This window comes from Thioclava sp. JE_KL1 (assembly GCF_009296265.1).
In the GTDB taxonomy this organism is placed as follows: domain Bacteria; phylum Pseudomonadota; class Alphaproteobacteria; order Rhodobacterales; family Rhodobacteraceae; genus Thioclava.
Window position 1 is genome coordinate 317,858 of record NZ_WBJS01000004.1, and the last position, 26,687, is coordinate 344,544.

At 65.2% G+C, this 26,687-nt stretch carries 21 protein-coding genes; 9 read left to right on the plus strand and 12 right to left on the minus strand.

The features are described 5' to 3' along the window. The first annotated feature begins 6 nt into the window (after positions 1-6). The 4 genes from F8R15_RS09390 to F8R15_RS09405 all read left to right on the plus strand — a co-directional run bounded on the left by F8R15_RS09390 (position 7) and on the right by F8R15_RS09405 (position 4,809). Complete coding sequence (locus F8R15_RS09390) at positions 7-1,005, plus strand: ArsJ-associated glyceraldehyde-3-phosphate dehydrogenase (RefSeq protein ID WP_152844389.1); 999 nt, start codon at positions 7-9, stop codon at positions 1,003-1,005. Beyond that, positions 1,002-2,279: an organoarsenical effux MFS transporter ArsJ gene (arsJ, locus tag F8R15_RS09395; protein ID WP_368731025.1), complete on the plus strand. Its 1,278-nt coding sequence runs from the start codon at positions 1,002-1,004 to the stop codon at positions 2,277-2,279. Before F8R15_RS09390 ends, arsJ begins: the two co-directional genes overlap by 4 nt. 89 nt (positions 2,280-2,368) lie before the next feature. Continuing rightward, on the plus strand, positions 2,369-4,045 hold the full coding sequence (locus tag F8R15_RS09400) for an AMP-binding protein (protein ID WP_368731026.1): 1,677 nt from the start codon (positions 2,369-2,371) through the stop codon (positions 4,043-4,045). Then, positions 4,042-4,809, plus strand: coding sequence for a crotonase/enoyl-CoA hydratase family protein (locus tag F8R15_RS09405; RefSeq protein WP_152844390.1), 768 nt, complete (start codon positions 4,042-4,044; stop codon positions 4,807-4,809). Before F8R15_RS09400 ends, F8R15_RS09405 begins: the two co-directional genes overlap by 4 nt. A gap of 367 nt (positions 4,810-5,176) precedes the next feature. On the opposite strand, the gene F8R15_RS09410 is transcribed toward F8R15_RS09405, so the two are convergent. From F8R15_RS09410 to F8R15_RS09445, 8 genes are all read right to left on the minus strand, one after another. Then, positions 5,177-6,019: a dipeptide ABC transporter ATP-binding protein gene (locus F8R15_RS09410; RefSeq protein ID WP_078540628.1), complete on the minus strand. Its 843-nt coding sequence runs from the start codon at positions 6,017-6,019 to the stop codon at positions 5,177-5,179. After that, positions 6,016-6,849: an ABC transporter ATP-binding protein gene (locus F8R15_RS09415; RefSeq protein ID WP_078520872.1), complete on the minus strand. Its 834-nt coding sequence runs from the start codon at positions 6,847-6,849 to the stop codon at positions 6,016-6,018. Before F8R15_RS09415 ends, F8R15_RS09410 begins: the two co-directional genes overlap by 4 nt. A 4-nt stretch (positions 6,850-6,853) precedes the next feature. After that, positions 6,854-7,753: an ABC transporter permease subunit gene (locus F8R15_RS09420; RefSeq protein WP_152844391.1), complete on the minus strand. Its 900-nt coding sequence runs from the start codon at positions 7,751-7,753 to the stop codon at positions 6,854-6,856. Positions 7,754-7,758: 5 nt separating this feature from the next. Then, on the minus strand, positions 7,759-8,766 hold the full coding sequence (locus F8R15_RS09425) for an ABC transporter permease subunit (RefSeq protein WP_152844392.1): 1,008 nt from the start codon (positions 8,764-8,766) through the stop codon (positions 7,759-7,761). Positions 8,767-8,926: 160 nt separating this feature from the next. After that, positions 8,927-10,525, minus strand: a complete 1,599-nt coding sequence (locus F8R15_RS09430; protein WP_078540627.1) for an ABC transporter substrate-binding protein — start codon at positions 10,523-10,525, stop codon at positions 8,927-8,929. Between the two features lie 220 nt (positions 10,526-10,745). Beyond that, the gene (locus F8R15_RS09435; RefSeq protein WP_152844393.1) at positions 10,746-11,624 is read right to left on the minus strand and encodes a transglutaminase family protein; all 879 of its coding nucleotides are present in this window, start codon (positions 11,622-11,624) and stop codon (positions 10,746-10,748) included. Between the two features lie 4 nt (positions 11,625-11,628). Further along, positions 11,629-14,064 carry a circularly permuted type 2 ATP-grasp protein gene (locus F8R15_RS09440; RefSeq protein WP_152844394.1) on the minus strand — a complete coding sequence of 812 codons (2,436 nt, stop codon included), beginning with the start codon at positions 14,062-14,064 and terminating at the stop codon, positions 11,629-11,631. A 21-nt stretch (positions 14,065-14,085) separates the two neighbouring features. Further along, positions 14,086-17,460 (minus strand): DUF2126 domain-containing protein, encoded by a 3,375-nt coding sequence (locus tag F8R15_RS09445; RefSeq protein ID WP_152844395.1) that lies wholly within the window; start codon positions 17,458-17,460, stop codon positions 14,086-14,088. A 231-nt stretch (positions 17,461-17,691) separates the two neighbouring features. Here F8R15_RS09445 and F8R15_RS09450 point away from each other — a divergent pair, with 231 nt between their 5' ends. Beyond that, positions 17,692-18,693 carry a Fe(3+) ABC transporter substrate-binding protein gene (locus tag F8R15_RS09450; protein WP_253732504.1) on the plus strand — a complete coding sequence of 334 codons (1,002 nt, stop codon included), beginning with the start codon at positions 17,692-17,694 and terminating at the stop codon, positions 18,691-18,693. Positions 18,694-18,779: 86 nt separating this feature from the next. Here the strand turns inward: F8R15_RS09450 and F8R15_RS09455 are convergent, their stop codons facing one another. After that, positions 18,780-19,553 (minus strand): hypothetical protein, encoded by a 774-nt coding sequence (locus F8R15_RS09455; protein WP_078570942.1) that lies wholly within the window; start codon positions 19,551-19,553, stop codon positions 18,780-18,782. Positions 19,554-19,748: 195 nt separating this feature from the next. On the opposite strand from F8R15_RS09455, the gene F8R15_RS09460 reads away from it, so the two are divergent. After that, positions 19,749-20,684, plus strand: coding sequence for a nucleoside hydrolase (locus F8R15_RS09460; RefSeq protein ID WP_152844397.1), 936 nt, complete (start codon positions 19,749-19,751; stop codon positions 20,682-20,684). Positions 20,685-20,798: 114 nt separating this feature from the next. Here F8R15_RS09460 and F8R15_RS09465 read toward each other — a convergent pair whose 3' ends face one another. Beyond that, entirely contained in the window at positions 20,799-21,404 is a 606-nt protein-coding gene (locus F8R15_RS09465) for a peptidylprolyl isomerase (protein WP_078540620.1), read from the minus strand. Then, on the minus strand, positions 21,397-21,903 hold the full coding sequence (locus tag F8R15_RS09470; RefSeq protein WP_078540619.1) for a peptidylprolyl isomerase: 507 nt from the start codon (positions 21,901-21,903) through the stop codon (positions 21,397-21,399). Before F8R15_RS09470 ends, F8R15_RS09465 begins: the two co-directional genes overlap by 8 nt. A 180-nt stretch (positions 21,904-22,083) precedes the next feature. Between F8R15_RS09470 and pgk the strand changes: the two genes are divergently transcribed. The 3 genes from pgk (at position 22,084) to F8R15_RS09485 (ending at position 25,536) form a co-directional block, all read left to right on the plus strand. Then, entirely contained in the window at positions 22,084-23,280 is a 1,197-nt protein-coding gene (gene pgk / locus F8R15_RS09475; protein WP_078570940.1) for a phosphoglycerate kinase, read from the plus strand. A 223-nt stretch (positions 23,281-23,503) separates the two neighbouring features. Continuing rightward, complete coding sequence (locus F8R15_RS09480; RefSeq protein ID WP_152844398.1) at positions 23,504-24,397, plus strand: fructose bisphosphate aldolase; 894 nt, start codon at positions 23,504-23,506, stop codon at positions 24,395-24,397. Between the two features lie 182 nt (positions 24,398-24,579). Next, entirely contained in the window at positions 24,580-25,536 is a 957-nt protein-coding gene (locus tag F8R15_RS09485; RefSeq protein ID WP_152844399.1) for a hypothetical protein, read from the plus strand. Here F8R15_RS09485 and F8R15_RS09490 read toward each other — a convergent pair. Beyond that, positions 25,495-26,442, minus strand: a complete 948-nt coding sequence (locus F8R15_RS09490; RefSeq protein WP_172976196.1) for a glycosyltransferase family 92 protein — start codon at positions 26,440-26,442, stop codon at positions 25,495-25,497. The genes F8R15_RS09485 and F8R15_RS09490 overlap by 42 nt on opposite strands. Between the last annotated feature and the right edge of the window lie 245 nt (positions 26,443-26,687).

A 26,687-nucleotide genomic window follows, 5' to 3' on the forward strand; every position in this document is an offset into this window, starting at 1 on the left:
ACGACCATGACCACCTACGCCCTCAATGGCCTCGGCCGCATCGGGAAACTCGCCTTGAAGCCGCTTCTGGAACGCGGCGCGAAGATCGCATGGATCAACGATGCGGTGGGCGATGCTGCGATGCAGGCGCATCTGCTGGAATTCGACTCCGTTCATGGCCGCTGGGACGCGGAGTTCGCGAGCGACGCGGACAGCGTCACCATCGACGGCACCCGCCTACCCTTCATCGGCACGCGCAAGATCGAAGACCTGCCGCTGGACGGGGTCGACGTGGTGATCGACTGCACCGGCGTGTTCAAATCCGAAGCCGCGCTCGCCCCCTATTTCGAAGCCGGCGTGAAGAAGGTCGTGGTCTCCGCCCCGGTGAAGGACGGCCCGACCGCGAATATCGTCTATGGCGTGAACAATGACGCCTATGACCCGGCTGCGCATAGCATCGTGACGGCGGCGAGCTGCACCACGAATTGCCTTGCCCCGGTGGTGAAGGTCATCCACGAAAACCTGCGGATCAAACACGGGTCGATCACGACGATCCATGATGTGACCAACACCCAGACCATCGTGGATCGCCCCGCCAAGGACCTGCGTCGCGCGCGCTCGGCGCTCAATTCGCTGATCCCGACCACGACCGGCTCGGCCACCGCGATCACGCTGATCTATCCCGAGCTGAAGGGGCGGTTGAATGGCCACGCAGTGCGCGTGCCGCTGCTCAACGCCTCGCTCACCGATTGCGTCTTCGAGGTCGAACGCGAAACGACCGCCGAAGAGGTCAACGCACTGTTCAAATCCGCCGCTGAGGGCGATCTGACCGGTATCCTCGGCTACGAGACGCGCCCGCTGGTGTCGTCGGATTACACCAACGACATCCGCTCCTCGATAATCGACGCGCCCTCGACGATGGTGGTGAACGGCACGCAGGTGAAGGTCTATGCGTGGTATGACAACGAGATGGGCTATGCCTACCGACTGGCCGATGTCGCGCTGATGGTGGGGGCGTCGCTGTGACCGACAACCCCGCCAGCCGCCCCGAGGGCTTCTCCGCCTATATCGCGGTGACGGCGGCCTATTGGGCCTTCATGCTCACCGACGGCGCACTCCGGATGCTGGTGCTGCTGCATTTCCACACGCTGGGCTTCTCGCCGGTGCAGCTGGCTTACCTGTTCATCCTGTATGAAGTGGCGGGGATGGTGACGAACCTCTCGGCGGGCTGGATCGCGGCGCGGTTCGGGCTGGTCTCGACGCTTTATGCTGGGCTGTCGCTGCAGGTCGTGGCGCTGATCGCGCTGGCGCAGCTGAACCCGGGTTGGGCGATTGGCGCGTCAGTGACCTATGTGATGGTGGTGCAAGGCCTCAGCGGGGTCGCCAAAGACCTTGCGAAAATGTCCTCGAAATCGGCGGTGAAGCTGCTGGCGCCGACCGGCAAGGGCGGGCTCTTCAAATGGGTCGCGGTGCTGACCGGATCGAAGAACGCAGTAAAGGGCGTAGGCTTCCTGCTCGGCGCGGCGCTGCTGGCCGCGCTCGGCTTCGATTACGCGGTGGTCGCGATGGCAGTGGTGCTCGCGCTGATCCTCGCCGCGATCGTGGTGACGATGCCGCCGGGCCTGCCGCGCGGGCGCAAGGGCGCGAAATTCTCGGAAGTCTTCTCGAAATCGGCCAATGTGAACTGGCTCTCCGCGGCGCGGGTCTTCCTGTTCGGCGCGCGCGACGTCTGGTTCGTCGTCGGCATCCCGATCTATTTCTACGCGGTCCTGTCGGACGGCACACACGCGGGCGACCGCGCGGCCTTCTTCCTCGTCGGCACCTTCATGGCGCTCTGGATCATCCTTTACGGCGCGGTGCAGGCCGCCGCCCCGCGCATCCTGAAGGCCAAATCCCGCCCCGAGAGCGCGCTGGTGGGCGCCGCGCGGCACTGGGCGCTGGCGCTGCTTGCCGTGCCTGCCCTTCTCAGCGCCGCCGTGCTGATCGACCCGACGCCGTCGCTGTGGCTCAGCACCGTGCTGGTCGTGGGTCTGCTGGCCTTCGGCGCGATCTTCGCGGTGAATTCGTCGCTCCACTCCTATCTCATCCTCGCCTTCACGCAGGCCGAGCGGGTGACGATGGATGTGGGCTTCTACTACATGGCCAATGCGGGCGGGCGGCTGATCGGCACGCTGCTGTCGGGGCTGAGCTACCAGATGGGCGGGCTGCCGGCCGTGATGATCACCGCGACGGTGATGGTGGGTTTGAGCGCGCTGGCGGCGGGGCGGCTTGGGCCCGATGCGACCCTCACGAGCCCGTGAGCAGAGATGGACATTCCCGGCTCTGCGCGCTTTGGTAGCGCGCGGAGGAGAGCGGCCCCCGCGCCGCTTGCAAATTGGGAGGAAAGCCGGTGCTGTCACGCGGCAAGGATTACGCGGCCACACGGGCTGCGTTTCGATGGGATATACCCGAGCGCTACAATATCGGCGTCGACACCTGCGACAAATGGGCCGCGCGCGAACCCGACCGCGTCGCGCTGATCGAGGTCGAAGAGGACGGCTACGGCGCGGTGCGCGAGACAAGTTTCGGCGCGTTGCGCGAGGCGTCCAACCGCTTCGCCAATGTGCTGGCCGGGCTAGGCGTGGGCGGCGACGGGCGTGAGACCGGCGACCGGGTGGCGATCCTGCTGCCGCAACGCCGCGAGACCGCCATCGCCCATATCGCGGCTTTCAAGGCGGGCTGCGTCTCTCTGCCGCTGTTTACCTTGTTCGGCCCCGAGGCGCTGCTGCACCGGCTGCGCGACAGCGGCGCGCGGGTGCTGGTGACCGACCCGGCGAGCTACGAGGTAATCGCCGCGATCCGCTCCGAATTGCCCGATCTTGAGACCGTTTTCGTCACCGATGACGGCGGGACCGGCGCGGAAGGCGTGGCCGATTTCAACGCAGCCCTCGCCGAGGCCTCGCCCGACTTCACCCCCGTCGATACCAGCGCCGAGACCCCCGGCGTGCTGATCTACACCTCGGGCACCACGGGCAATCCGAAAGGTGCGCTCCATGCCCACCGCGTGCTTTTGGGCCACCTGCCCGGCGTCGAGATGAGCCATGATTTCCTGCCACAGCAGGGCGACCGGATATGGACGCCCGCCGATTGGGCATGGATCGGCGGGCTCTTGGACGTGCTGCTGCCCGCGCTGCATCACGGCGTGCCGGTCGTGGCCTGCCGTTTCCGCAAGTTCTCGGCGCAGGCGGCCGCCGATCTGATCCGGCGGCTGGGCGTGCGCAATGCCTTCCTGCCGCCCACCGCGCTGAAGATGATGAAGGCCGATCCCGAGAGCCTGACGTGGAACCTCGACATGCGCTCGGTCGCCTCGGGGGGCGAGCCTCTGGGTGCGCAACTCCTCGACTGGGGGCGCAAGGCGCTCGGCGTCACGATCAACGAATTCTACGGCCAGACCGAGTGCAACATGGTGGTGTCCTCCGCCGCGAGCCTCGATGCGCCCGAACCCGGCGCGATGGGCTGGCCGGTGCCAGGCCATGAGGTCGCGATCATCGACAGCGCCACGGGCGAACGCTTGCCCGATGGCGAAGAAGGCGCGATCGCGGTGCGTGCGCCCGACCCGGTGATGTTTCTGGGCTATTTCAACCAGCCCGCCGCGACCGAGGCGAAATTCGTGACCGGCCCCGAGGGCCGCTGGCTGCTGACCGGCGACCGGGGCGTCAGCGGCCAAGGCGGCAGGCTGCGCTTCAAGGGGCGCGACGACGATATCATCTCGACCGGCGGCTACCGCGTCGGCCCCGCCGAAATCGAGGACTGCCTGATCTCGCATCCGGCCGTGCAGATGGCGGGCGTCGTGGGCCAGCCCGATCCGCTGCGAGGCGAGATCGTTGCGGCCTTCGTCACGCTTTGTCCCGGTCACACCGACACCGAGGCGCTGCGCGAAGACCTTGCCGCCCATGTCCGCGCGCGGCTCGCGAAATACGAATATCCCCGCGCCATCTACGTGATCGACGACATGCCCGTGACCACCACCGGCAAGATCATCCGCAACGCGCTACGCGCCCGCCTACCCAAGGAGCCCGCCCTATGAGCCCCGTCCTCTTCGAGACCCGCGGCAAGATCGCGATCATCACCCTCAACCGCCCTGAGCGGCGCAACGCGATCAATGCCGAGGCTGGCCACGCCCTGGCCGAGGCGGTGGCCGGTCTGGAAGCGGATGACGCACTGCAGATCGGCATCCTGCGCGGCGAAGGCGCGGTGTTCTGCGCAGGGATGGACCTCGCCGCTTTCACCGAAGGTAAGGTCGAGGAGTTACTATTTGCTGAAGGCGGTTTCGGCGGCCTGACGGAATCCCACCGCAGCAAACCTCTCATCGCCGCCTGCCATGGCGCCGCGCTCGCGGGCGGGTTCGAACTCGCCTTGGGTTGCGACATGATCGTCGCCGAAGAGGGCTGCCGCTTCGGCCTGCCCGAAGTGCTGCGCGGTCTGGTGGCGGGCGCGGGCGGCGCGCTGCGGCTGGCGAGCCTCATCCCCCCGGCCCGGGCGCGCGAATTGCTCCTGACGGGGCGGCTGTTCGACACGGCGGAAGCGTGGGATCTGGGCCTGATCGCCCGCCGCGCCGAGGCCGGACAGGCGTTTGACGCGGCGCTGGCGCTGGCCGAGGAGGTCGCGAAGAACGCGCCTTTGGCCCTACGCGAGACCCTGCGCCTGTCGCGCGAAATCGAGCGCCGCGCGGTCGACCCGCTTTGGGAGGAGAACGCGCGGACCTTGAAAGCCGTGATGGCGAGCGAGGACGCAGCCGAAGGCGCGCGGGCTTTCCTGGAGAAGCGCGCGCCGGCGTGGTCGGGGAGATAAGGGCGGCGCCCGAGCCTTGGGGTGAGCCGCGCCTCGGAAGGCTTCCAGTGGAAGGCTTCAGCGGCGAACGCGCCGCGCGTCGCGGCGCAGGGTGCGTCTTTGTTTGGCGAATAGGGACGGGCCCGAGCCTTGGGTGGGCGCGTTTATACGCTTGTGGCTGTGCGCTTTATCTCTAAAGCCCGTATGCCGGCTGTTTCTGCGAAGTCGTCGCCAATGCGCCCTCCCGGGGGGAGGCTCGGGCGCGGCCCGGGCTGGTCGCCCGGGCCAAGGTATGGGCCACAAACCCCGCACAAAACGAAAAGGCCCGAGGCGCATCGCCCCGGGCATACTTCTTAACTCCAAGCCGCCCTAAGGCGCCGCCCTGCCCTCAGCTCTCCGCAGCCAAGAACGCCTTGCGGCGCTCGACCCGCTCGCGGATCTTCTCGACATCGGCGATCGGCGTCGCCGCCAGCAGAGTCTTGGTGTATTCGTGCTGCGGATTGGCGAAGATCTGATCGCGCGAGGCATATTCCACAACCTCGCCCGCATTCATCACCATCACATCATCCGCGAAGTAGCGCACGACCGAGAGATCGTGGCTCACGAAGATATAGGACAGGTCGAACTCGTCCTGCAGGTCTTTGAGCAAGTTCAGCACCTGCGCCTGCACCGACAGATCGAGCGCCGAGACCGGCTCGTCCAGCACGAGGATCTGCGGGTTCAGCATCAGCGCACGCGCGATCGCGATCCGCTGGCGCTGACCGCCCGAGAACATATGCGGGTAGCGGTTGTAGTGCTGACGCTCGAGGCCGACCTTCTCCAGCATCTCCTCGGCGCGCTTGCGGCGCTCCTTGGCGGGGATGTCGGTGTTGATGATCAGCGGCTCGGTCAGAACCTCGCCCACCTTCTGGCGCGGGTTGAGCGACGAATAGGGGTTCTGGAAGACGATCTGAACCTTGGCGCGCAACGCGGAGGTCACCTTGGTTTCCTTGATGTCGATCTTCTCGCCCTGAATGTACAGGTCGCCCGAATTGGCCGGGTCGATCAGCGTCAGGATGCGCGCCAGCGTGGACTTGCCGCAGCCGGATTCGCCGACGATGGCCAGCGTCTTGCCCTGCTCGAGCGAGAAGGAGATGCCGTGCAGCGCCCGGATCGTCTTCGCCCCGCGCAGAAACCCGCCCGAGACGATGTAGTCGCGCGTGATGTCGCGCCCTTCGAGGATCACACTCATTGCACGCCCTCCCAGCCATCGGCGACGGTCAGCAGACGGTCACCGGTCGCGTTCTCCGGCAGCGCGGCGAGAAGCGCGCGCGTGTAGGGATGCTGCGGGTTCTCGAAGAGTGAGAGCACGTCGGCCTCCTCCAGTTTGCGGCCCTTGAACTGGACCGAGACGCGGTCGGCGGTCTCGGCCACGACGCCCATGTCATGGGTGATCATGATCAGCCCCATGCCGTACTCCTCCTGCAGGCTCATCAGCAGATCGAGGATCTGCTTCTGGATCGTCACGTCGAGCGCGGTGGTCGGCTCGTCGGCGATCAGCAGGCGCGGCTTGCAGGCGATGGCCATCGCGATCATCACGCGCTGACACTGCCCGCCCGAGAGCTGGTGCGGATAGCTGTTCAGCCGCCGCTCGGGATCGGGGATGCCCACCTGCTCGAACAGCTCCAGCGCGCGTTTGCGGGCATGCTTGCCCTTCAGGCCAAGGTGGCGCGTCAGCACTTCCTCGACCTGATAACCACAGGTAAAGGAGGGGTTGAGCGAGGAGATCGGCTCCTGGAAGATCATCGAGATTTCTTTCCCGATGATCTGGCGACGTTCGCGGCCCGACATTTTCAGCATGTCGCGCCCGTCATAGGTGATCTCGTCGGCGGTGATCGTCGCGGTGGGCGGCAAGAGCCCCATCACCGCGAGCATCGAGACCGATTTGCCCGAGCCGGATTCGCCCACGATGGCGAGCACTTCGCGGCCCGAGACTTCGACATCGATCCCGTCCACGGCACGGAACGCGCCCTGAGCGGTGTCGAATTCGACGGTGAGATTGCGGATTTTCAGCAAGGACATTGGCTTAGCTCCGCTTCAGTTTCGGATCGAGCGCGTCGCGAAGGCCGTCGCCCATCAGGTTGATCGCCAGCACGGTCACGAGGATCGCGAGACCCGGGAAGGTCACGACCCACCAGGCGCGCAGGATGAACTCGCGCGCTTCCGACAGCATCGTGCCCCATTCCGGGGTCGGCGGCTGTGCGCCCATGCCGAGGAAGCCAAGGGCCGCCACGTCGAGGATCGCGTTCGAGAAGCTCAGCGTGCCCTGCACGATCAGCGGCGCGAGGCAGTTCGGCAGCACCGTGCGGAACATCAGGCGCATATGGCCCGCGCCCGCCACTTGGGCCGCCATGACGTAATCGCGGTTCTTCTCCGACAGCACGGCCGCGCGGGTCAGACGCGCGAAATGCGGCTGGTAGACGATGGCGATGGCGATCATCGCGTTGATCAGCCCCGGGCCAAGCACCGCCACGAAGACGAGTGCCAAGAGCAGCGACGGGAAGGCGAGGATGATATCCATCACCCGCATGATCACGGTATCGACCCAGCCGCCGAACCAGCCGGCGAGCAGGCCGAGGATCACGCCCACGGAGAGCGCGAGCAGCACCACCATCACGCCGATGAACAGCGAGAAGCGCGCACCGAACAGCAGACGCGAGAGGATATCGCGCCCGACCGCATCGGTGCCCATCAGGAAGTTGCCGTTGGCATCATGCGTCAGCGGCGTCGCCAGAAGCGCGTCGCGGAACTGCGTGTCGGGATCGAAGGGCGAGATCAGCGGTGCCGCGATCGCGGCCAGCGCGATCAGGGCGAACACCACCAGACCGATCACGGCCCCACGGTTTTCTTTGAAATAGAACCAGAACTCGGCGAATTGCGCGCGGCGCGTGCCGGCCGGAATATCGGTTTCGGTCACTTCGGACATGTCACTCACCTATGCCGGATACGCGGGTTAATCAGACCGTATAGCAGGTCCACGATCAGGTTCACGAACATCACGATCAGCGCGATCATCAACAGACCGCCCTGCACGGAGGGGTAGTCGCGCCGCGAGATCGAATCGACCATCCATTTGCCGATGCCCGGCCAGGAAAAGATCGTCTCGGTCAGGATCGCGCCCGCCATCAGCATGCCGACCTGCAGGCCGATCGTGGTGATCACCGGGATCATCGCATTGCGCAACGCATGGACGCCCACGACGCGGCGCGGCGGCATCCCTTTGGCGCGTGCGGTGCGCACGTAATCCTCGCCCAGCACTTCGAGCATCGCCGAGCGGGTCTGGCGCGCGATCACCGCGAGCGGGATCGTGGCGAGCACGACCGCAGGCAGGATCAGGTGGCTCAGCGCCGAGGTCAGCGCGCCGGACTGCCCCGACATCAGCGCGTCCCAGATCATGAAGCCCGTGCCGTTGGGGAAGTAATACATCAGCGAGATGCGCCCCGAGACCGGCGTCCATTGCAGGATGCCCGAGAACAGGATGATCAGCAGCAGGCCCCACCAGAAGATCGGCATCGAATAGCCCACCAGCGCCGTACCCATCGTCGCCTGATCGAACCACGAGCCGCGCTTGATTGCGGCCAGCACGCCGATCGGCACGCCGATCACGACGGCGAGGAACATCGCGCAGACGCCCAACTCCAGCGTGGCCGGGAAGAGCGCGAAGAACTCGCCCAGCACCGGCTTGTGGGTCACGAGGCTGTCGCCGAGATTGCCATGGGCGAGTTGCCAGATGAAATCGAGATATTGCTGCCAGAGCGGGCGGTCGAAGCCGAGCTGATGCGCCAGCTCGGCATGGCGTTCGGGGCTCAGCCCGCGCTCGCCTGCCATCAGCAGCACCGGGTCCCCGGGCAGCACCCGAACGAACCCGAAGGCCACGATCGTGATGCCGATCAGCGTGGGGATCAGCCAGAGGATCTTGCCGAGTATGAAACGTAACATGTCACCGGTCCTGTTTGCGGTTCTCTTCGGAACCTGTGGGGAGCCCCTGCCCGCCGCACCCAGTTGCGCCAGCGGTCATCGGTCTCCGATGTTTGGCCCCTAAAAGTATTGCGAGGCGCCCGGTCTCCCGGACGCCCCAATCACGCGGGTATTCTCAGGATCACTCCGAGATGTCCACCCCGTAGAAGTCGTGACCGCCCAGCGGGCTCATCACGTAGCCGCTGACTTTGGTCGACATCGGCATGAACACGGTCGAGTGGGCGATGGTGTCCCACGGCGCCTGCTCTTTGAAGACTTCCTGAGCCTGCTCATAGAGCTTGGTACGTTCGGCCTGATCGCTCGATTGACGCGCCTTGGTGATCAGATCGTCGAATTTCTGATCGCACCAGAAGGCACGGTTCGCACCGCTTTCAGCCGCCGAGCAGCCCAGCAGAACCGCGAGGAAGTTGTCCGGGTCGCCGTTGTCGCCGGTCCAGCCGAGGATCACCGCACCGTCACGGGTCGGATCTTTCGACTTCTTCAGATACTCGCCCCACTCGTAGGAGACGATGTTCGCGGTGACGCCGACCTTGGCGAGATCCGATTGCATCAGTTCCGCGGTGCGGCGTGCGTTCGGCATGTAGGGCCGCTGCACGGGCATCGCCCAGATGTTCATCTCGAGATCTTTCACGCCAGCCTCGTCGAGCATTTTCTTAGCCTGCTCAGGATCGTAGGCGTCGTCCTTGATGTCCTTGTTATAGGACCACATGGTCGGCGGGATCGGGTTCTTGGCAACTTGGCCAGCGCCCTGGAAGACCGCATCGATGATCGCGTCCTTGTTGATCGCCATGTTCAGCGCCTTGCGGACTTCCGGCTTGTCGAACGGCGCCTGCGTGGTGTTGTAGGCGAGGTAAGCCACGTTCAGACCGGGCTGCTCGTCGACCTTGATGTTCGAGTCGTCCTTGAGCGCCTGAATGTCGGCCGGCGACGGGTACGGCATGATCTGGCATTCGCCCGCCTGCAGCTTCTGCATGCGCACCGCCGGATCGGGGGTGATCGCGAAGATCAGATCGTCGACCGGGGTCTTGCCCTTGAAGTAGTCCGGGTTCGCTTTGTAGCGGATCACGGCGTCCTTCTGGTAAGCCACGAAGGAGAACGGACCGGTGCCGACCGGCACGTTGTTGATGTCGGCCTTGCGGTCTTCGCCGGCGAGCTTGTCGGCATATTCCTTCGACATGATCGACGCGAAGTCCATCGCGAGGTCGGCAAGGAACGGCGCGTTCGGCTCGGACAGGGTGAACTTCACCGTGTAATCGTCGACTTTCTCGATCGATTTGATGATCGTCGGCATGTCCATGCCGGCATAGTATTCATAGGAAACGCCCGGCGCGTAAGCGTAATAGGGGTTGTCCTTGTTGCCCTGACGGTCGAACGAGAAAATCACGTCATCGGCGTTGAAATCACGGCTCGGGGTGAAGCCTTCGACCGAGTGGAATTTCACGCCCTTACGCAGGTTGAACGTGTAGGTCAGGCCGTCGTCGGAGACGTCCCAGCTTTCTGCGAGGCCCGGTTCGATCTCGGTCGTGCCCGGCTTGAATTCCACGAGCTGGTCGTAGACCGGGTGCGACGAGGCGTCGAACGTCGTGCCCGAGGTGTAGGGCGCGGGATCAAAGCCTTCCGGCGACGCTTCCGAGCAATAAACGAGCGTCTTGGCGCCGGCTCCGCCTGCGGTCATCATCACCGCGGCAGCCCCCGCCAAAAGCATCGAGCGAATGGTCATGGTCTGTCCTTCCTGTTGGTTGGTCTTTTCGTGAGTGCTGCCGCCCCCTCCGGTCGCGTGGGCGACATCGTGGGACGGTTCAAACACAAACTGGTGAAGAGTAAATCGTGCTTTGATCACGTGGTCAATGAATGCCGCGACGTCGCGGGTCACGAGCCAGTGAAGCTTTCGTGCGAATCCATCGGCGCGCCGCACGATGGCGCGCCGGAGTTGCGCGGCCTCAATCGAGCGGGATCACATCCACCGCCTGCGCGCTTTGCTGACCGCCTGCGCCGCGCATCGCCCCGCGCAAAGGCGGCACGTCGTCATAGTCGCGCCCGTAGCCGACGGTGATGTAATCTTCGCCCGCATATTGATTATTGGTCGGGTCGAACTCGACCCAGCCGGTCTCGGCGCCCGCCCAGGCGCGCACCCAGGCATGCATCGCGTCCGCGCCTTCCAGCCGGGGCTGGCCGGGCGGCGGATAGGTGCGCAGGAAGCCCGAGACATAGCCCGCCGGGATCCCCACCCCGCGCAGGCAGGAAATCATGATATGGCTGAAATCCTGACAGACGCCGTGGCGGTTCGCAAAAGCCTCGGCTGCGGGCGTGTTCACATCGGTCGCCCCCGCATCAAAACGCATCTCAAGATGCAACGCGCGGCCCACGGCCTCGATCGCGCCGCGCGCGGTCTGGCCCGGCTGCAACTGCGCCTGAGCGTACTCCGTCATCTCTTTCGTCGGCGCCGCACGGCGTGAGGCCGCGAGAAAATGATGCGGTGCATTGGGCGCCAGACTGCGGAACTGGGCGATCTCCTGCGCCAGCTCCTCGCGCGGAGAGGACAGGTCCAGCCCCGGCTCCGCGAGCCCCCGGTCAATCTTGGCGTTGAGGGTCACGCCGATCTCAGCAATCGGCGCGTGCCAGACCGCCGAGGTCATCGTATTGCCGAAGAAATCGCGCGAGTCGTGGCGCTCATCGGGCGGCGGATCGAAGCTGAGCAGGCGCGACGTGACCGTCTGCATGCCCGCGATGTCCGATGGCAGCACCCGCAGCAAGGTCCGCGCGTGATCGGAGGGCGCGTTATACCGGTAGCTCAGCTTTAACTTAACCTCGTAACGCATCGAATTACCTCAGATATTTCTGCGACACGAGATCGGAGAGCCGGAACAGGTCGGACCGGATCTGCTGCAACATTTGCGGCGTGACCTCCTCGGGTTCGATCACCGAGAGCTGCGTGCGCAGAGGCATCAGCGCGCGCAGCAGATCGCCCGGACGCCCGGCCACCTCCGCCTCGGGAAGCTCATCAAGAAGACCCTTCAACCGATTGAGATGAAACAGAATTGCGCGCGGGTTGGCGGCGTCGAGCACCAGCAGGTCCAGCACCGTCTCCAGATTGGTGCGCACCCGGTAGCGGCGCTGGTGGGTGATGACACTGTCGGCCACCTCCACCGCCAGATCGAGCGCGCCTTCCGGCGCATCCTCGGCGGTGAAACGGATGAGCAGCGCGGCAATCCCGTCGGCGCGTTCCAGCGCCCGCCCGATCGACAGGAAGCGCCAGCCCTCGAAGCGATACATGTTCTCGTGCACCAGACCGGAGAACCCGGTGATCTTGCGCAAAAGCACCCCCATCGCGCGCGCCGTATCGTCGCCGGGGCGCGCGGTGCTTACCATACCGCGGGCGGTCTTCGACAGGTCCTTCAGCGCGAGCCAGCCATCGGTCGAGAACCGGTCGCGCACTTTCGACGCGCAGGCCTGCGCCGCATCGAGCCGCTGCAAAAGCGCATCGGGCACGGGTTGCGAGATATCGAACCCGTGCGCGCCGAGGAACTCCGCCAGACGAGCCAACCGCTCGTCTTCCGGGCTGCCTGTCGCGGCGAGGCGCAGGTGATAGGCGCGGATCACCCGGATCGAGTCCTCGCAGCGCTCGATATAGCGGCCGAGCCAATAGAGGTTGTCGGCGGCGCGCGCAGGCAGCGTGCCGGGGATTTTGCGCCGGAAGGTACCGGTCTGGCGCGGCGCCATGCTCGCCGAGGGCACCGGCTTGTCCGAGACGATCCAGACATCGGCGACGGCCCCGCCCTGCTGCATCGACAGCGCGGTCGCATCGCCCTCCGGCCCGATCCGGGCATAGCCGCCCTTCATGAACTGCCAGCCCTGCGGCGTGCGCGCCGCAAACACCCTCACCGTCATCGGACAGGGCCGGACCGAGCCGCCGCCCTGCCCGTCGTCATGCCATGCGGGTGTCGTGGACAGCGTCACCGCCTCCTGGCCCACCAGATGCCGACCCTCGGCCTCCAGCCAATCCGCGATCGGCGCCTCCGCGCCCGAGCGGAACTGCCCGCCCAGCGCGGTCGCGGCATCCAGATCGAAGGGCAGGTTCACCGCCATCGCAGGGCCGATCATCATGGTCTCGGCATTGGCGCGGACATGAGCACGCTCTGACGCGCCGCCGCACCACCATGTCGCGATATTGGGCATGGCGAGCGGCTGCCCCGTCAGCACCCGCGAAATCTTCGGCAGGAAGGCCATCAGCGCGCGGGTCTCCAGCACGCCCGCGCCCAGCGCATTGACCATCGCGAGATTGCCCTCGCGCACCGCCTCCATCAGGCCGGGCGTGCCGATCTGGGTGTCGGGGTCCATCTCGAGCGGATCGACGAAACCCGCATCCATCCGCCGCCAGAGCGCGCCCAAGGGTTGCGGCCCTTCGATCGTGCGCACCATCGCCTCGCCATTCTGCACCAGCAGATCCTCGCCTTCGAGAAGCGACAGGCCGAGGTAGCGCGCGATATAGGTATGCTCGTAATAGCTGTCATTGGCCGGGCCCGGCGTCAGGATCGCGGCGCGGCGCATATCGCCCTCGCCCCGCCCCGCAAGCGTCTCCAGCGCGGCGCGGAAATCGCCAAAGAAGGTGGCGAGCTTATGGATATGATCGCGCGGGAAGCTCTCGGGGAAGATGCGCCCCGTGGCCATCCGGTTCTCCAGCGCGAAGCCCGCCCCCGAGGGCGCCTGCGTCCGATCCCCGAGCACGAACCACGACCCGTCCGGCGAGCGCCCGATCTCGAAGGCGAGGAAATGCAGGTAATTCCCCCCCTTGGGCTCCACCCCCACCATGGGGCGCATCCAATGCGCGTTGCCTGCGATCAGTTCGGGCGGCAGATGCCCGTTCGAGACGAGATTTCCCGGCCCGTAGAGATCGGCCATCACCGCCTCCAGCAGATCGGCGCGCTGTGCCAGCCCCTCGCAGATGCCCGACCACTCGCTTTCATGCAGCACGACGGGGATATGGCTCAGCGGCCATTCGCGCTCGGCCAGCACGTCGTTGGAATATTGCCGGTAATAGACGCCCGCATCGCGCAGATACTGATTGGCGCGTTCGAAGCGCTGCGGAATCTCTCCCGGCTCGAGCTTCAGGAACTTCTCCACGAAGGGCCGCCAGACGCGCCGCATCGCACCGGAGCGTTCGAACAGCTCGTCGGCCACGCCCGGCACGGGCGCATAGCCCACCAGAAGCGGGTGCTGTTCGAGCGGGCTCGCAGCGTCGGACGTATTGGGGCTTTGCATCGGGTCTCCGTTAGGCTCGGATCAACTCAGCCCGACAGGACGTCGCAGGTCAAGCGTCAGGGGGAACTCCGGATGGGGGGTCTCCGGTTCCGAGCGATAGGCCCCCGGTGTATGACCATGCCCCTCGAAGCGTGCCAATCGGCGGGCTTCCGCCTCGTTGCCGTTCACCGGGAAGGTATCGTAGTTGCGCCCCCCCGGATGGGCCACGTGATAGATGCAGCCCCCGATAGCCCTGCCCGTCCAGTCGTCATAGATGTCGAAGGTCAGTGGCGCATTGACCGGCAGCGTCGGATGCAGCGCCTCCGCAGGTTGCCACGCCTTGAAGCGTACCCCGGCGACCGAGACACCGCTTTCCTGCGTGCGCGCCAGCGGCACGGGACGACGGTTGCACATCACCTTGTAGCGGTCCTGATGGAGCGAGGTCATCTTCACCTGCAAACGCTCCACCGAGCTGTCGGTATAGCGCACCGTACCGCCAATGGCCCCGGTCTCTCCCAACACATGCCACGGCTCCAACGCCTGACGGATCTCGAGATGCACGCCTTCCGCCTCGATCTGACCGCAGAAGGGGAAGCGGAACTCCGATTGCGCCTCGAACCATTGCGGATCGAGATCGAAACCGTGACGGCGCAGATCGGCGAGAAGATCGGTGAAATCCTCCCACAGGTAATGCGGCAGCATGAAGCGGTCATGCAGCACCGTCCCCCAGCGCACCGGACGCCCCTCTACCGGCGCATTCCAGCACCGCGCGATGATGGCGCGCAGCAGGAGTTGTTGCGCGAGCGACATGCGCGGGTCCGGCGGCATCTCGAAGCCGCGGAACTCGACGAGGCCGAGGCGCCCCGTGGGGCCGTCGGGCGAATACATCTTGTCGATGCAGATCTCCGCCCGGTGGGTATTGCCGGTCACATCGGTAAGCATGTTGCGCAGCAGACGGTCCACCAACCACGGCGGCGGCACGTTGCCTGCCTCAGGCGGATGGATCTGGCTCAGTGCGATTTCCAGCTCATAGAGCGTATCGTGCCGCGCCTCGTCGATGCGTGGGGCTTGGCTTGTCGGGCCGATGAAGAGGCCCGAGAACAGGTAGCTGAGCGAGGGATGCCGCTGCCAGATCAGGATCAGCGATTTCAGCAGATCGGGGCGGCGCAGGAAGGGGCTGTCGAGAAGCGTCTCTCCCCCGACAACCACATGATTGCCGCCCCCTGTTCCAGTATGCCGCCCGTCGATCATGAACTTGTCGGCGCCCAGCCGTGACTGGCGGGCCTCTTCATAGATCGCCTCGGTGGTGGCGACGCAATCCTCCCAGCTATGGGCGGGATGGATATTCACCTCGATCACCCCGGGATCGGGCGCGACCCGGATCACGTTGAGGCGCGGATCATGCGGCGGAGCGTAGCCTTCGATATGGATCGGCAGTCCCATCGCCTTGGCGCTTTCCTCGGCGGCGGCGATCAGTTCGAGGTAATCCTCCAGATCCTCGGTCGGCGGCATGAAGACGCAGAGCCGCCCATCGCGCGGTTCGACCGAGATCGCGGTGCGCACGACGCCGTCGATGGTATCGAGATCCTGCTCGACGATCCGCTGCCCCGGCTCGGCCGATTGCGCCTCGGAGACGGGCTGGCTGTGCTCCTCCGTGGGCTTGTCGACGAGGCCTTTCTCGGCGGCCGCCTCCATCTCGGCATGGAAGTCTGGCAGATCGCCTTTGGGCAGCGAGGTATCGGTGACGTAGTGATAGGGATATTGCGCGGGCGGCACATAGGGCAGCGCGCCCAGCGGCAGACGGAACCCCGCAGGACTGTCCCCGGGGATCAGGAACAGCTTGCCGCGCCGGGTCTTCCACTTCTCCGAGCGCCAGCGATGTCCCGGCTGTGCCTTCGCCTGCCAGCGCTGCACCGGCAGGATGTAGCCCGTCGGCGTCTCCAGCCCGCGACTGAAGACCCGGGCGAAGCGCGCGCGATCCTCGGGGTTTTTCAGCTTGCTGTCATCGGGCGTGACATTCTCCGGCAGGTTGCCCTCTTTCAGCATCCATTCGGCCGGGTCTTCATAGGCGGGCTGGGCGTGCTCGGGCTCGATCCCCAGATGCTCGGCGATGCCGCGCATCAAGGTACCGGCCTCCTCCGGCCCCGCGCCGGTCTTGTCGCCCTCCTTGGCGATCAGATCCTCGTCGCGCCAAATCGGCTTGCCGTCGCGCCGCCAGTAGAGCGAGAAGGTCCAGCGCGGCAGGCTCTCGCCCGGATACCATTTGCCCTGCCCGTAATGCAGAAAGCCCCCCGGCGCGAAGCGATCCCGCAGCCGCCGGATCAGCTCGTCGGCCAGCGCGCGCTTTTGCGGCCCCACGGCGGCGGTGTTCCACTCGTCGCTCTCGAAATCGTCGATCGAGACGAAGGTCGGCTCGCCCCCCATCGTCAGACGCACATCGCCCGCTCTCAGGCTTTCATCCACCTTGCGCCCCAGCGCATTGAGCCGCTCCCAGGCCTCGTCGGAAAACGGCTTGGTGATGCGCGGATGTTCGGCCACCCGGTCCACCGTCATGTCGAAAGCGAAACTCACCTCCGGGCTGCCGACAGAGGAGAAGCCCCCCGAGATCGGCGCGGCATTGCGGAAATGGGGTGTGGCCGCCAGCGGGATGTGGCTCTCGCCGGTCAGCAATCCGGACGTCGGGTCCAGCCCGATCCAGCCCGCACCGGGGATGAACACTTCGCACCATGCATGCAGGTCGGTGAAGTCGTGATCGGTGCCCGATGGCCCGTCGAGCGCCTCCAGATCGGGCTTCAACTGGATCAGGTAGCCCGAGACGAACCGCGCCGCGAAGCCGAGATGGCGCAGCACCTGCACCAGCAGCCACGAGCTGTCCCGGCAAGACCCCGACCCGATCTCCAAGGTTTCCTCAGGCGTCTGCACGCCCGGATCCATGCGGATCGTGTAATCCACCACCTTCGAGATATGCGCATTCAGCGCGACGAGGAAATTGACGGTCCCTTTTATCGTGTAGTCGATCTCGCCGATGAACTGCGCCAGACGCGGGCCTTCCGGCTCTGGCGTGCGGTAGATCGACAGGTCGTCACGCAGTTCTTCGGGATAATCGAAGGGCCATTCCTCGGCGAATTCCTCGGTGAAGAAGTCGAACGGGTTGTAGACGGTCATGTCCGCCGTCAGGTCCACCTCGATCTTCAGCTCGGTCACCGGCTCGGGGAAGACGAAGCGCGCCAGCCAGTTGCCGTAGGGGTCCTGCTGGTGATTCACGAAATGCCCGCCGGGCGAGACCTTGAGCGAATGCGAGATAACCCGGGTGCGCGAATGCGGTGCGGGTCGCAGCCGGATGATCTGCGGGCCGAGCGTTACGGGGCGGTCATATTTGTAATGGGTCAGGTGATAGATGCTGGCATGGATCGCCATAAGTCTCGCTCCTGCAATAGGTCTTCGCGATTTCACGATGACGGAGGCGGCGCTCCGGTAAAAGCCGCAATTTCAAAAAATGCGCCCTGCCCCTGCCCATTGGTCAATCGAACGCCCAAAAAGCGGGCAGGCAGGCAGCGGCAAAATATTTCCGATCAATTCACTCAGGCATTGACGCGTTCGTGAGCGACCGCTACCTCTTCGCTCACGAAAACGCGAATGGAGACTTCAATGACCCGGACCCTCGCCCTCGCCCTGATGGGCACGGCCCTCGCCACGCCGACGCTTGCGGATGTGAACATCTACTCCCACCGTCAGCCCGAACTGATCCAACCCGTGCTCGACGCTTTCACCAAAGAGACCGGGATCGCGGTGAACATCGCCTATGTCGAGAAAGGCATGGTCGAGCGCCTGAAAGCCGAGGGCGACCGCTCCCCCGCCGATCTGGTGCTGACCGTCGACATCGCGCGGCTGAGCGAAGTGGTGAATGCGGACGTGACGCAGGCGGTCGAAGACCCGGCGCTGCAAGACGCGATCCCCGCCGAATTCCGCGACCCGCAGAACCACTGGTTCGGCCTGACCTCGCGCGCCCGCATCGTCTATGCCTCGAAAGAGCGCGTGGCCGATGGCGAGGTGACGACCTATGAAGACCTCGCCTCCGACAAATGGAAGGGCCGCATCTGCACCCGCTCCTTCACCTCGGATTACAACGTCGCGCTGACCTCGGCCTATCTCGCCCATCACGGCGAAGAGGCGACCAAGGAATGGCTCGAAGGGCTGAAGGCGAACCTCGCCAAGACGCCGGAAGGCAATGACCGCAGCCAGGTGAAGTCGATCTGGGCGGGCGAATGCGACATCTCGCTGGGCAACACCTATTACATGGGCCAGATGCTCGCCGATCCCGAGCAGGCGCAATGGGCCAATTCCGTGCGCATCACCTTCCCGGTCTTCGAGGAAGGCGGCACCCATATGAACGTCTCGGGCATGGCGATGACCAAATCCGCGCCGAACCGCGAGGACGCGCTCAAGCTGATGGAATTCCTCGTCTCCGACGAGGCGCAGGAAATCTACGCCCAGACCAACCACGAATTCCCGATCAAGCCGGGCGTTGCGCGCTCCGAACTGGTGCAAAGCTGGGGCGAGTTCACGCCCGATACGCTGGACCTCGCGAAGCTGGCCGAGCTGCGCCCGACCGCGCTGAAGCTGATCGACGAGGTCGATCTCGACGGCTGATCGCAATCCCGCATCAAAAAAACAGAAAGCGGCGTCCAGCGGGCGCCGCTTTTTCATTGTCCGGAATTGGAGCGCAACCGCAGCGGTTACTGGGCTGCGATCTGCAGCGCCTCGTCGGGGCCGATGCGCACGCCGTCGATGGCGGCCATCTGTTCGAGATCCTGCTCGTAGCGCCGCTGCAGCGAGGCCCGGTCGAGCGGATCGAACTCGGCGATCGGCGTGCCTTGCGGCTGCTGGTGATGGAACCGCGCCAGACGGCGTTTCTGCTTCGGCCCGATCACGACGCCCGAATGGTGCAGGCGCTGCATCATCGCGATCACCGTATCGGCATGCGCGGCCTCGGCATCGGGCGCGGGATCGAGCGACGCGCCCGGCACCAGCGCGGCCATCGCCTCGCCGATCTTCGAGCCATGCGGCAGCACGATGATTTCGCGCGGGTTGAGACCGGCTTTCAGATCGCGCACCACGTTCACCCAGCGGCGCGGACGCGCCATCAGGCGCGGCGTCAGCTCTGCGAAGGGCTTGAGCGGGCGGCGCGCGGCGAGATCACGCCAGAGCGCCGGGTAATAGTCTTCATAACTCGGCGCATAGAGCACCACGCGCCCGACCGAACCGCTCAGCGCCTCGCGGAACCGCTCGGCCCGTTCCTGAGCCCGGGCGAAGAGGTGATAGAGCCCCGCCGCCGCATCGCCGATCAATTGCGAATCGAGATGGACACGCCCGCCAGCCGCAGCCCCGATCACCGCCGGACCGTAGCCCGCGCGGGCCAAAGCGTCCTGCCCACAGCCAAGCGTTCTTGCCATCTGGCCACTCATTCCACCCGAAGCGGGCGCTGCGATGAAGATGTGATGCTGGTTCATGTCTGGGTGTCCTTCCCTGCAGATAGTGGTCTAGAGACCGATTGTGGCCAAATGTGGCCGTCCGCAGGAAAGGTTCGGGGCGAACACACGCATAGGTAATGTCGATTTGGTGTGCCCGAGGGTCACCCGCACCCATATCTGGACATCGCCGCGCCGCCACGCCAAGGTCGCGCCGGACCCGCGAAGGAGGCGAAAATGGCGCGCAAGATCATCATCGATACCGATCCCGGACAGGATGACGCGGTGGCGATCCTGCTGGCGCTGGCCAGCCCCGACCTCGAAGTTCAGGGCATCACCTGTGTTGCCGGGAACGTGCCGCTGCCGCTGACGTCGAAGAACGCGCGCGTGGTCTGCGAACTGGCCGGGCGGACGGATGTGCCGGTCTATGCGGGCTGCGACCGGCCGCTCGCGCGCGACCTGGTCACGGCGGAATATGTCCATGGCAAGACCGGGCTCGACGGGATCGAACTGCCCGAGCCTCAGATGCCGCTGCAGGACCAACACGCGGTCGACTTCCTGATCGAGACGCTGCGCGCCCATCCCGCCGGCAGCGTGACGCTCTGCCCGCTGGGCCCGCTCACCAATATCGCGACCGCGCTCCAACGCGCCCCCGACATCGCGGAGAAGATCGCAGAGATCGTGCTGATGGGCGGCGCCTATTTCGAGGTGGGCAACACCACGCCCGCCGCCGAATTCAATATCCATGTCGATCCGCAGGCCGCCGAGATCGTGTTCAAATCCGGTGTGCCGCTGGTGGTGATGCCGCTCGACGTGACGCATAAGGCGCTCACCACCCGCGCCCGCGTCGAGGCGTTCCGCAATCTCGGCACGCGCGTCGGCCATGCGGTCGCCAGCTGGACCGATTTCTTCGAGCGCTTCGACATGGCGAAATACGGCTCCGAGGGCGCGCCGCTGCACGATCCGTGCGTGATCGCCTATCTGCTCAAGCCCGACCTGTTCATGGGACGGCATATCAATGTCGAGATCGAGACCACGTCCGAGCTGACCATGGGCATGACCGTCGCCGACTGGTGGCGCGTGACCGACCGGGCGCCGAATGCGATGTTCATGGGCGATCTGGATGCGAACGGGTTCTACACGCTCCTGACCGAGCGGATCGCGCGGCTCTGAAAGCTGGGAGGGGCGCTGCCCCGCTTCGCTGACGCGAAGCCCCCGGGATATTTGGGCCAAGCCGAACGTGGCAGCCTGCGCAAGAGAAAGGGGGCCGAAGCCCCCTTGCCCGGTTTACTTGTCTTCCACCGTCGCCTTGACGATGTAATCGGGGTCATCGACCACGCCGTTGCGCGCGGCGTCGCCCTTCTTGATCTTGTCGACCACATCCATGCCGCTCACGACATGGCCCACGACGGTATATTGCCCGTCGAGATGGGGGGCGGGGGCGAACATGATGAAGAACTGCGAATTGGCCGAGTTCGGATCGGCGGAGCGGGCCATGCCCACGATGCCGCGCTGGAAGGAGATGTTCGAAAACTCCGCAGGCAGGTCGGGCAGATCGGAGCCGCCCATCCCGGCCATCGAGGTGTCGCCACCCTTCTTGCCGAACTGCACATCGCCCGTCTGGGCCATGAAGCCGTCGATCACGCGGTGGAAGACGACATCGTCGTATTTGCCTTCCTTCGCGAGCGTCATCAGGCGTTCGGCGGATTTCGGGGCCTTGTCGGTGAGCAGGTCGATCACGACCTTGCCCTCGGTCTGACCGCCGATCTGCAGGACGAGCTTCGGCCCGCCGGTATCGGCCACGCCCGAGCTGTCTTGTGCGAAGGCAGCCGGCGCTGCGACGACGAGGCTGGCGGCGGCGGCGAGAACGGTGCGGCGCAGGATATTACGCATCGGCGGCCACCTTCACCGAGATCATCCGGTCGGGGTTCTGCGGCGGCTCGCCGCGTGCGATCTTGTCGACATTCTCCATCCCGGAGATCACGCGGCCATAGACCGTGTATTGACCGTTGAGGAAATGGTTGTCCTTGAAGTTGATGAAGAACTGCGAGTTGGCCGAGTTCGGGTTCTGCGAGCGCGCCGCGCCCAGCGTCCCGCGATCATGCGGCAGCTTCGAGAATTCCGCCGGAAGATCGGGATATTGCGACCCGCCCGTGCCCGCGCGGCCCGGATTGTAGTCCTTTTCCATATTCGCGTTCGCGACATCGCCGGTCTGGGCCATGAAGCCCTCGATCACGCGGTGGAAGGCCACGTTGTCATAGGCGCCGTCGCGGGCGAGTTGCTTCATGCGCTCGGCATGTTTCGGGGCGACGTCGCTGAGCAGCTCGATCACGACCGGCCCGTCCTTGAGCTCGATGATGATCGTGTTCTCGGGATCCTTGATATCGGCCATTGGGTCCTCCATTGAAATTTGGCCCGACCATAGGAGCGAGGCCCCTGCGCGGCAAGGACAAAGCGCCGCAGTTCGGTCAGCCGTGTTGACGCGACCCATCGCCGCAGGCATGAAGAACGCAAGCCGCGGGAGCGGGCCACATTCATGATGGTCCCCTGCGCAGATAGGGAGAGTGATTTCATGGCTTGGAAAACCCTCGACGAGGTCGATCTGGACGGCAAGGTCGTGCTGGTGCGCGTGGATATCAACGTGCCCGTGGAGAACGGAAAAGTGACCGACGCGACGCGCATCGAGAAGATCGTGCCGACCGTGCAGGACATCATGTCGAAGGGCGGCAAGCCGGTGCTGCTGGCGCATTTCGGTCGCCCCAAGGGTCAGGTCGTGCCCGAGATGAGCCTCGAGCCGCTGGTGCCGGCGCTGGAGAAGGCCTTCGGCTTCCCGGTGAAATTCGCCAAGGACTGCGTCGGCGGCCCCGCGAAGGAAGCCGTGGGCGCGCTTCAGAAGGGCGAGGTTCTTCTGCTGGAGAACACCCGCTTCCACGCAGGCGAAGAGAAGAACGATCCGATGCTGGCCGCCGAGATGGGCGCGCTCGGCGAGGTCTATGTCAACGACGCCTTCTCGGCTGCGCACCGCGCGCACGCCTCGACCGAAGGCATCGCGAAGATCCTGCCCGCAGCCGCCGGTCGCCTGATGGAAGCCGAGCTGAAGGCGCTCGAGGCGGCCCTTGGCGACCCCGAGCGCCCGGTGACGGCGGTCGTGGGCGGGGCGAAGGTCTCGACCAAGCTCGACCTGCTGGGCAATCTGGTGGCCAAGGTCGATCACCTGATCATCGGCGGCGGCATGGCGAACACCTTCCTCGTGGCGCAGGGCATCGATGTCGGCAAATCGCTGGCCGAGCGCGACATGGCCGACACGGCGAAAGAGATCATGGAAAAGGCCAAGGACGCGGGCTGCAAGATCCACCTGCCCGTCGACGTGGTCGTGGCGCGCGAGTTCAAGGCGGGCGCCGAGAACGAGACCGTGGCCAATGACGCCTGCCCGGCGGATGCGATGATCCTCGATGCCGGTCCGAAATCGGTCGAGGAAATCACGAAAGTCTTCGAGAACTCGCGCACACTGATCTGGAACGGCCCGCTCGGCGCGTTCGAGATCGCGCCCTTCGATGCGGCGACCAATGCGGCGGCGGCGAAAGCGGCAGAACTGACCCGCGACGAGAAGCTGATCTCGGTCGCGGGCGGTGGCGATACGGTGGCCGCGCTCAACAAGGCCGATGCGGCGAAGGACTTCTCCTATATCTCGACCGCGGGTGGTGCCTTCCTCGAATGGATGGAAGGCAAGGTCCTGCCGGGCGTAGCCGCGCTCGACCAGCAGAACTGAGCTTCGCGCCCTGTGACAGGGCGCAGAGACCGATCGGGCCGGGGCTGCGAGAGCGCCCCGGCCCTTTTCATTTGCGCGTCTTTTCGCGGCGCAGGACGGCGCGCAGCGGCGAGGTCACGCCAAAATTCACGCCATTTCGCGATGTTAGCGTCACCAGCGTTGCATCGCCCCGGCGCGGAAACTATCCCTTCTGGCAACACCATATCCCGCAGGAGGAATTCCCATGTCCAACGCCAAGCAGACCGAACAGATGCGCGAGGGCAACGGCTTCATCGCAGCCCTCGACCAATCGGGCGGCTCCACCCCCAAGGCGCTGCGGCTCTACGGGATCGAGGAAGACGCCTATAACGGCGAAGAGGAAATGTTCGACCTGATCCACCAGATGCGTGCGCGGATCATCAAATCCCCCGCCTTCACCGGCGAGAAAGTTGTCGGCGCGATCCTGTTCGAGCAGACGATGGATCGCGAGATCGACGGTACGCCCACCGCCACCTACCTTTGGGAAAAGCGCGGCGTGGTGCCCTTCCTGAAAATCGACAAGGGGCTGGAAGCCGAAGAGAACGGCGTGCAGCTGATGAAGCCGATCCCGGGCCTCGACGATCTGCTGTCGCGCGCGGTCAAGGCGGGCATCTTCGGCACCAAGGAGCGTTCGGTGATCTCGGCGGCCAATGTCGGCGGCATCAAGGCGATCGTCGATCAGCAGTTCGAGCTGGGGATGCAGGTGCTGAGCCACGGGCTCGTGCCGATCCTCGAGCCGGAAGTGACGATCTCGATCTCCGACAAGGACGACGCCGAGCAGATGCTGCTGGCCGAGATCCTGAGCCATCTCGACACGGTGCCCGAGGGCAAGCAGGTGATGCTGAAGCTTTCGCTGCCGACCGAGCCGAACCGCTACAAGCCGCTGGTCGATCACCCGAAGGTGCTGAAGGTCGTGGCGCTCTCGGGCGGCTATTCGCGCGACGAGGCGAATGAGAAGCTGGCCAAGAACACCGGAATGATCGCCTCCTTCTCGCGCGCACTGACCGAGGGCCTCTCAGCCCAGCAGTCGGATGAAGAGTTCAACGCGATGCTGGAAGAGGCGATCACCTCGATCCATGCGGCGTCTGTGGCGGGGTAAGATCAGTTAACCGATCAGGGGGCTCTGCCCCCACTCCCTGCGGGAGTTCCTCCGGGATATTTGAACCAAGCCGAAGCGGGGCGTCGGGAGGCGGCCCGCTTTTTTGAATCACAGGCGACCTTGCGGCGTCGCGCCGGGACACGCTAAAGCTGAACACCCCAGACAGGAAAGGCGCAGGGTCCGTGCAACGACATGTCGTTCTGTTTCGTCGCATGGCGCGGCCGCTCGCGCAGCGTGGGTCGGCCTATATGCGGGCCGAGCAGCTGGTCGAATTGCTGAGCCCCCATCTGGATCCGGGGATCACTCTGTCTGTGCGCCCGTTCCATGCGCTCGTGATGCCGCCGATTGCGATGCGCGCCGTGGCGCGCAGCATTCCGTGCGGCGCGCTGTGTATCTTCGTGAAATCCGCGGCAAAGCACCTGACGCGCGCGCATCTGGCCCCGCTGCGCAAACGCGGGATCACCGTCGCGCAGGATGTGGTCGACATGAAGCTGCGCCATGTGCGGCCCGAATTGTTCGACCTGCTGATTGCGGCCTCACTGCGCGGCCAACAGGCGCTGCGAGACCTTTGCGCGGACAAGGGACTGTCCTGCCCGGTCGAGCTGCTGCATCACCATTTCGACCCACGCCTTCTGTCGGTGTCGCTGCCGGAGCGCCACGCTTTCAGCTGCGGCTATATCGGCCGGGCTGACAATGCGATGATCCCCGAAGCGATCCACGATGCGGTCGAGCAGATCGACATCACGACCGTCGAGGATTTCGAACGCGCCCTGCCTCGGATCGGGAGCTTCGCGCTGCATTACGGTGTGCGCCCCGAGAGCCAAACCGCGCATGGGGTCGAGCGCGGCTACAAACCGTTTACGAAGGGCTTCACCGCCGCGGCCTGCAACGCGAATATCCTCGTCAATCGCGATGTCGACGATGCGTTGGAAATGCTCGGTGCGGATTATCCGTTTCTGACCGACCCGACGCCCGAGAGCATCACCAAGACGTTCCGGCTGGCACAGGACAGCTATGGCGGGCCGCTCTGGCGTGACGCGCTGGACCGGATGGAGGCGATGCGCGCGACGGTCGAACCGGCCGCCCTCGCGCGGCAGTTAACCGAGATTATTACCCGCGCCGCCCCCCCCCTGGGCTGAGAGCGCGTCAAAATACGCCACCGCCTTGCGATCCTCGACAGGCGCGCGTTCGATCTCGGTGACTTTCTCCAGAACGCGCTTGCGATAGCCCTCGGCGCCGCCGAAATTGATCGGGCCGCGCGCGAGTTTGGTCTCCAGCTCGGCTTTCGACAGGAGGTAGTAGTGGTTCAGCTGCAGCGGGCTGGAGGTGAAGAAACTCTCCTGCTTGCGGGCGCGGTTCGACACCACCTGCCCCGCCGCGTTGGCGGTGCGCTCGCCCATATCCACGGTCTCGAAACTATGCACGCCCACCGCGGAGATGCGGGACGGGTCGACGATACATTTGAAGCGCAGGAGATCGCTGTCGCGGGCGTAGGGAACCGGCGCGCGGTCGGTGAAGGCGCGCGTCACCCAGCCCTCGGGGCGCGTGTCGTGGCCCGCATGGCCGAACATGTGCCAGGGCAGCGAGATGTTGGAGTGATCGCCATGCTGCGTGATCGCCTCCATCAGGCTCAGCCCGGGATCGGGGACGAGGAATTCGTCGATATCGATGAAGGCCATCCGCTCGAAATCGGCGCCGAAGGTCGTCACCGCATGGGCATAGGCCGCGACCTGCTGCGAGATGCGGCGCTCCGTGGCCGGGTCGTAGCCCGCCATGCGCCAGGGGGTCACGGCAACAGACGCCGCGAAGGGCGACGCGGCGATCTTGGCCAGCGTGTCGTCAGTGCAGCCATTGTCATAAAGAAAGACGTGGCGCGCGCCGGCAACCGTGTGGAATTCCAGCCATTCGAGGATGTAGTCGCCCACGTTCTTCACGATGGCGACGAGAGCGATCCCCTCGCGCCCTTCGGCTGCGGGCGGCGCGGTGATGCCGAAGAGACGCATCTTCTTCGACCCGACCGCCTTGATGAACCCGGAGATGCTCACATACGCGCCTTTCCTGCTGCCAAACCTGCCTAGCCAGATGCGCGCGCCGGGGCAAGTCCGCGCGCATGCGGGGCCACGCGTGCGAGGCGGACCGCTGAATGCGCAACCCGATGCACAACCCAGCGCGCAACGTCGTGCGAAATCTTTGCAGAATTGATCATCCGGGGGATTCCAATGACGAATCACATGTGACATGATTCGAGACACAGGGCCCGTCAGAGGCCGTGGCGCGGGTCTGGGGGACA

Excerpts from the sequence above, each read along its gene's own strand:
- F8R15_RS09390 (WP_152844389.1), top strand. The coding sequence starts at position 7 with ATGACCACCTACGCCCTCAATGGCCTCGGCCGCATCGGGAAACTCGCC.
- F8R15_RS09405 (WP_152844390.1), top strand. The coding sequence starts at position 4,042 with ATGAGCCCCGTCCTCTTCGAGACCCGCGGCAAGATCGCGATCATCACC.
- F8R15_RS09410 (WP_078540628.1), bottom strand. The coding sequence starts at position 6,019 with ATGAGTGTGATCCTCGAAGGGCGCGACATCACGCGCGACTACATCGTC.
- F8R15_RS09415 (WP_078520872.1), bottom strand. The coding sequence starts at position 6,849 with ATGTCCTTGCTGAAAATCCGCAATCTCACCGTCGAATTCGACACCGCT.
- F8R15_RS09420 (WP_152844391.1), bottom strand. The coding sequence starts at position 7,753 with ATGTCCGAAGTGACCGAAACCGATATTCCGGCCGGCACGCGCCGCGCG.
- F8R15_RS09425 (WP_152844392.1), bottom strand. The coding sequence starts at position 8,766 with ATGTTACGTTTCATACTCGGCAAGATCCTCTGGCTGATCCCCACGCTG.
- F8R15_RS09430 (WP_078540627.1), bottom strand. The coding sequence starts at position 10,525 with ATGACCATTCGCTCGATGCTTTTGGCGGGGGCTGCCGCGGTGATGATG.
- F8R15_RS09435 (WP_152844393.1), bottom strand. The coding sequence starts at position 11,624 with ATGCGTTACGAGGTTAAGTTAAAGCTGAGCTACCGGTATAACGCGCCC.
- F8R15_RS09440 (WP_152844394.1), bottom strand. The coding sequence starts at position 14,064 with ATGCAAAGCCCCAATACGTCCGACGCTGCGAGCCCGCTCGAACAGCAC.
- F8R15_RS09445 (WP_152844395.1), bottom strand. The coding sequence starts at position 17,460 with ATGGCGATCCATGCCAGCATCTATCACCTGACCCATTACAAATATGAC.
- F8R15_RS09450 (WP_253732504.1), top strand. The coding sequence starts at position 17,692 with ATGACCCGGACCCTCGCCCTCGCCCTGATGGGCACGGCCCTCGCCACG.
- F8R15_RS09455 (WP_078570942.1), bottom strand. The coding sequence starts at position 19,553 with ATGAACCAGCATCACATCTTCATCGCAGCGCCCGCTTCGGGTGGAATG.
- F8R15_RS09460 (WP_152844397.1), top strand. The coding sequence starts at position 19,749 with ATGGCGCGCAAGATCATCATCGATACCGATCCCGGACAGGATGACGCG.
- F8R15_RS09465 (WP_078540620.1), bottom strand. The coding sequence starts at position 21,404 with ATGCGTAATATCCTGCGCCGCACCGTTCTCGCCGCCGCCGCCAGCCTC.
- F8R15_RS09470 (WP_078540619.1), bottom strand. The coding sequence starts at position 21,903 with ATGGCCGATATCAAGGATCCCGAGAACACGATCATCATCGAGCTCAAG.
- pgk (WP_078570940.1), top strand. The coding sequence starts at position 22,084 with ATGGCTTGGAAAACCCTCGACGAGGTCGATCTGGACGGCAAGGTCGTG.
- F8R15_RS09480 (WP_152844398.1), top strand. The coding sequence starts at position 23,504 with ATGTCCAACGCCAAGCAGACCGAACAGATGCGCGAGGGCAACGGCTTC.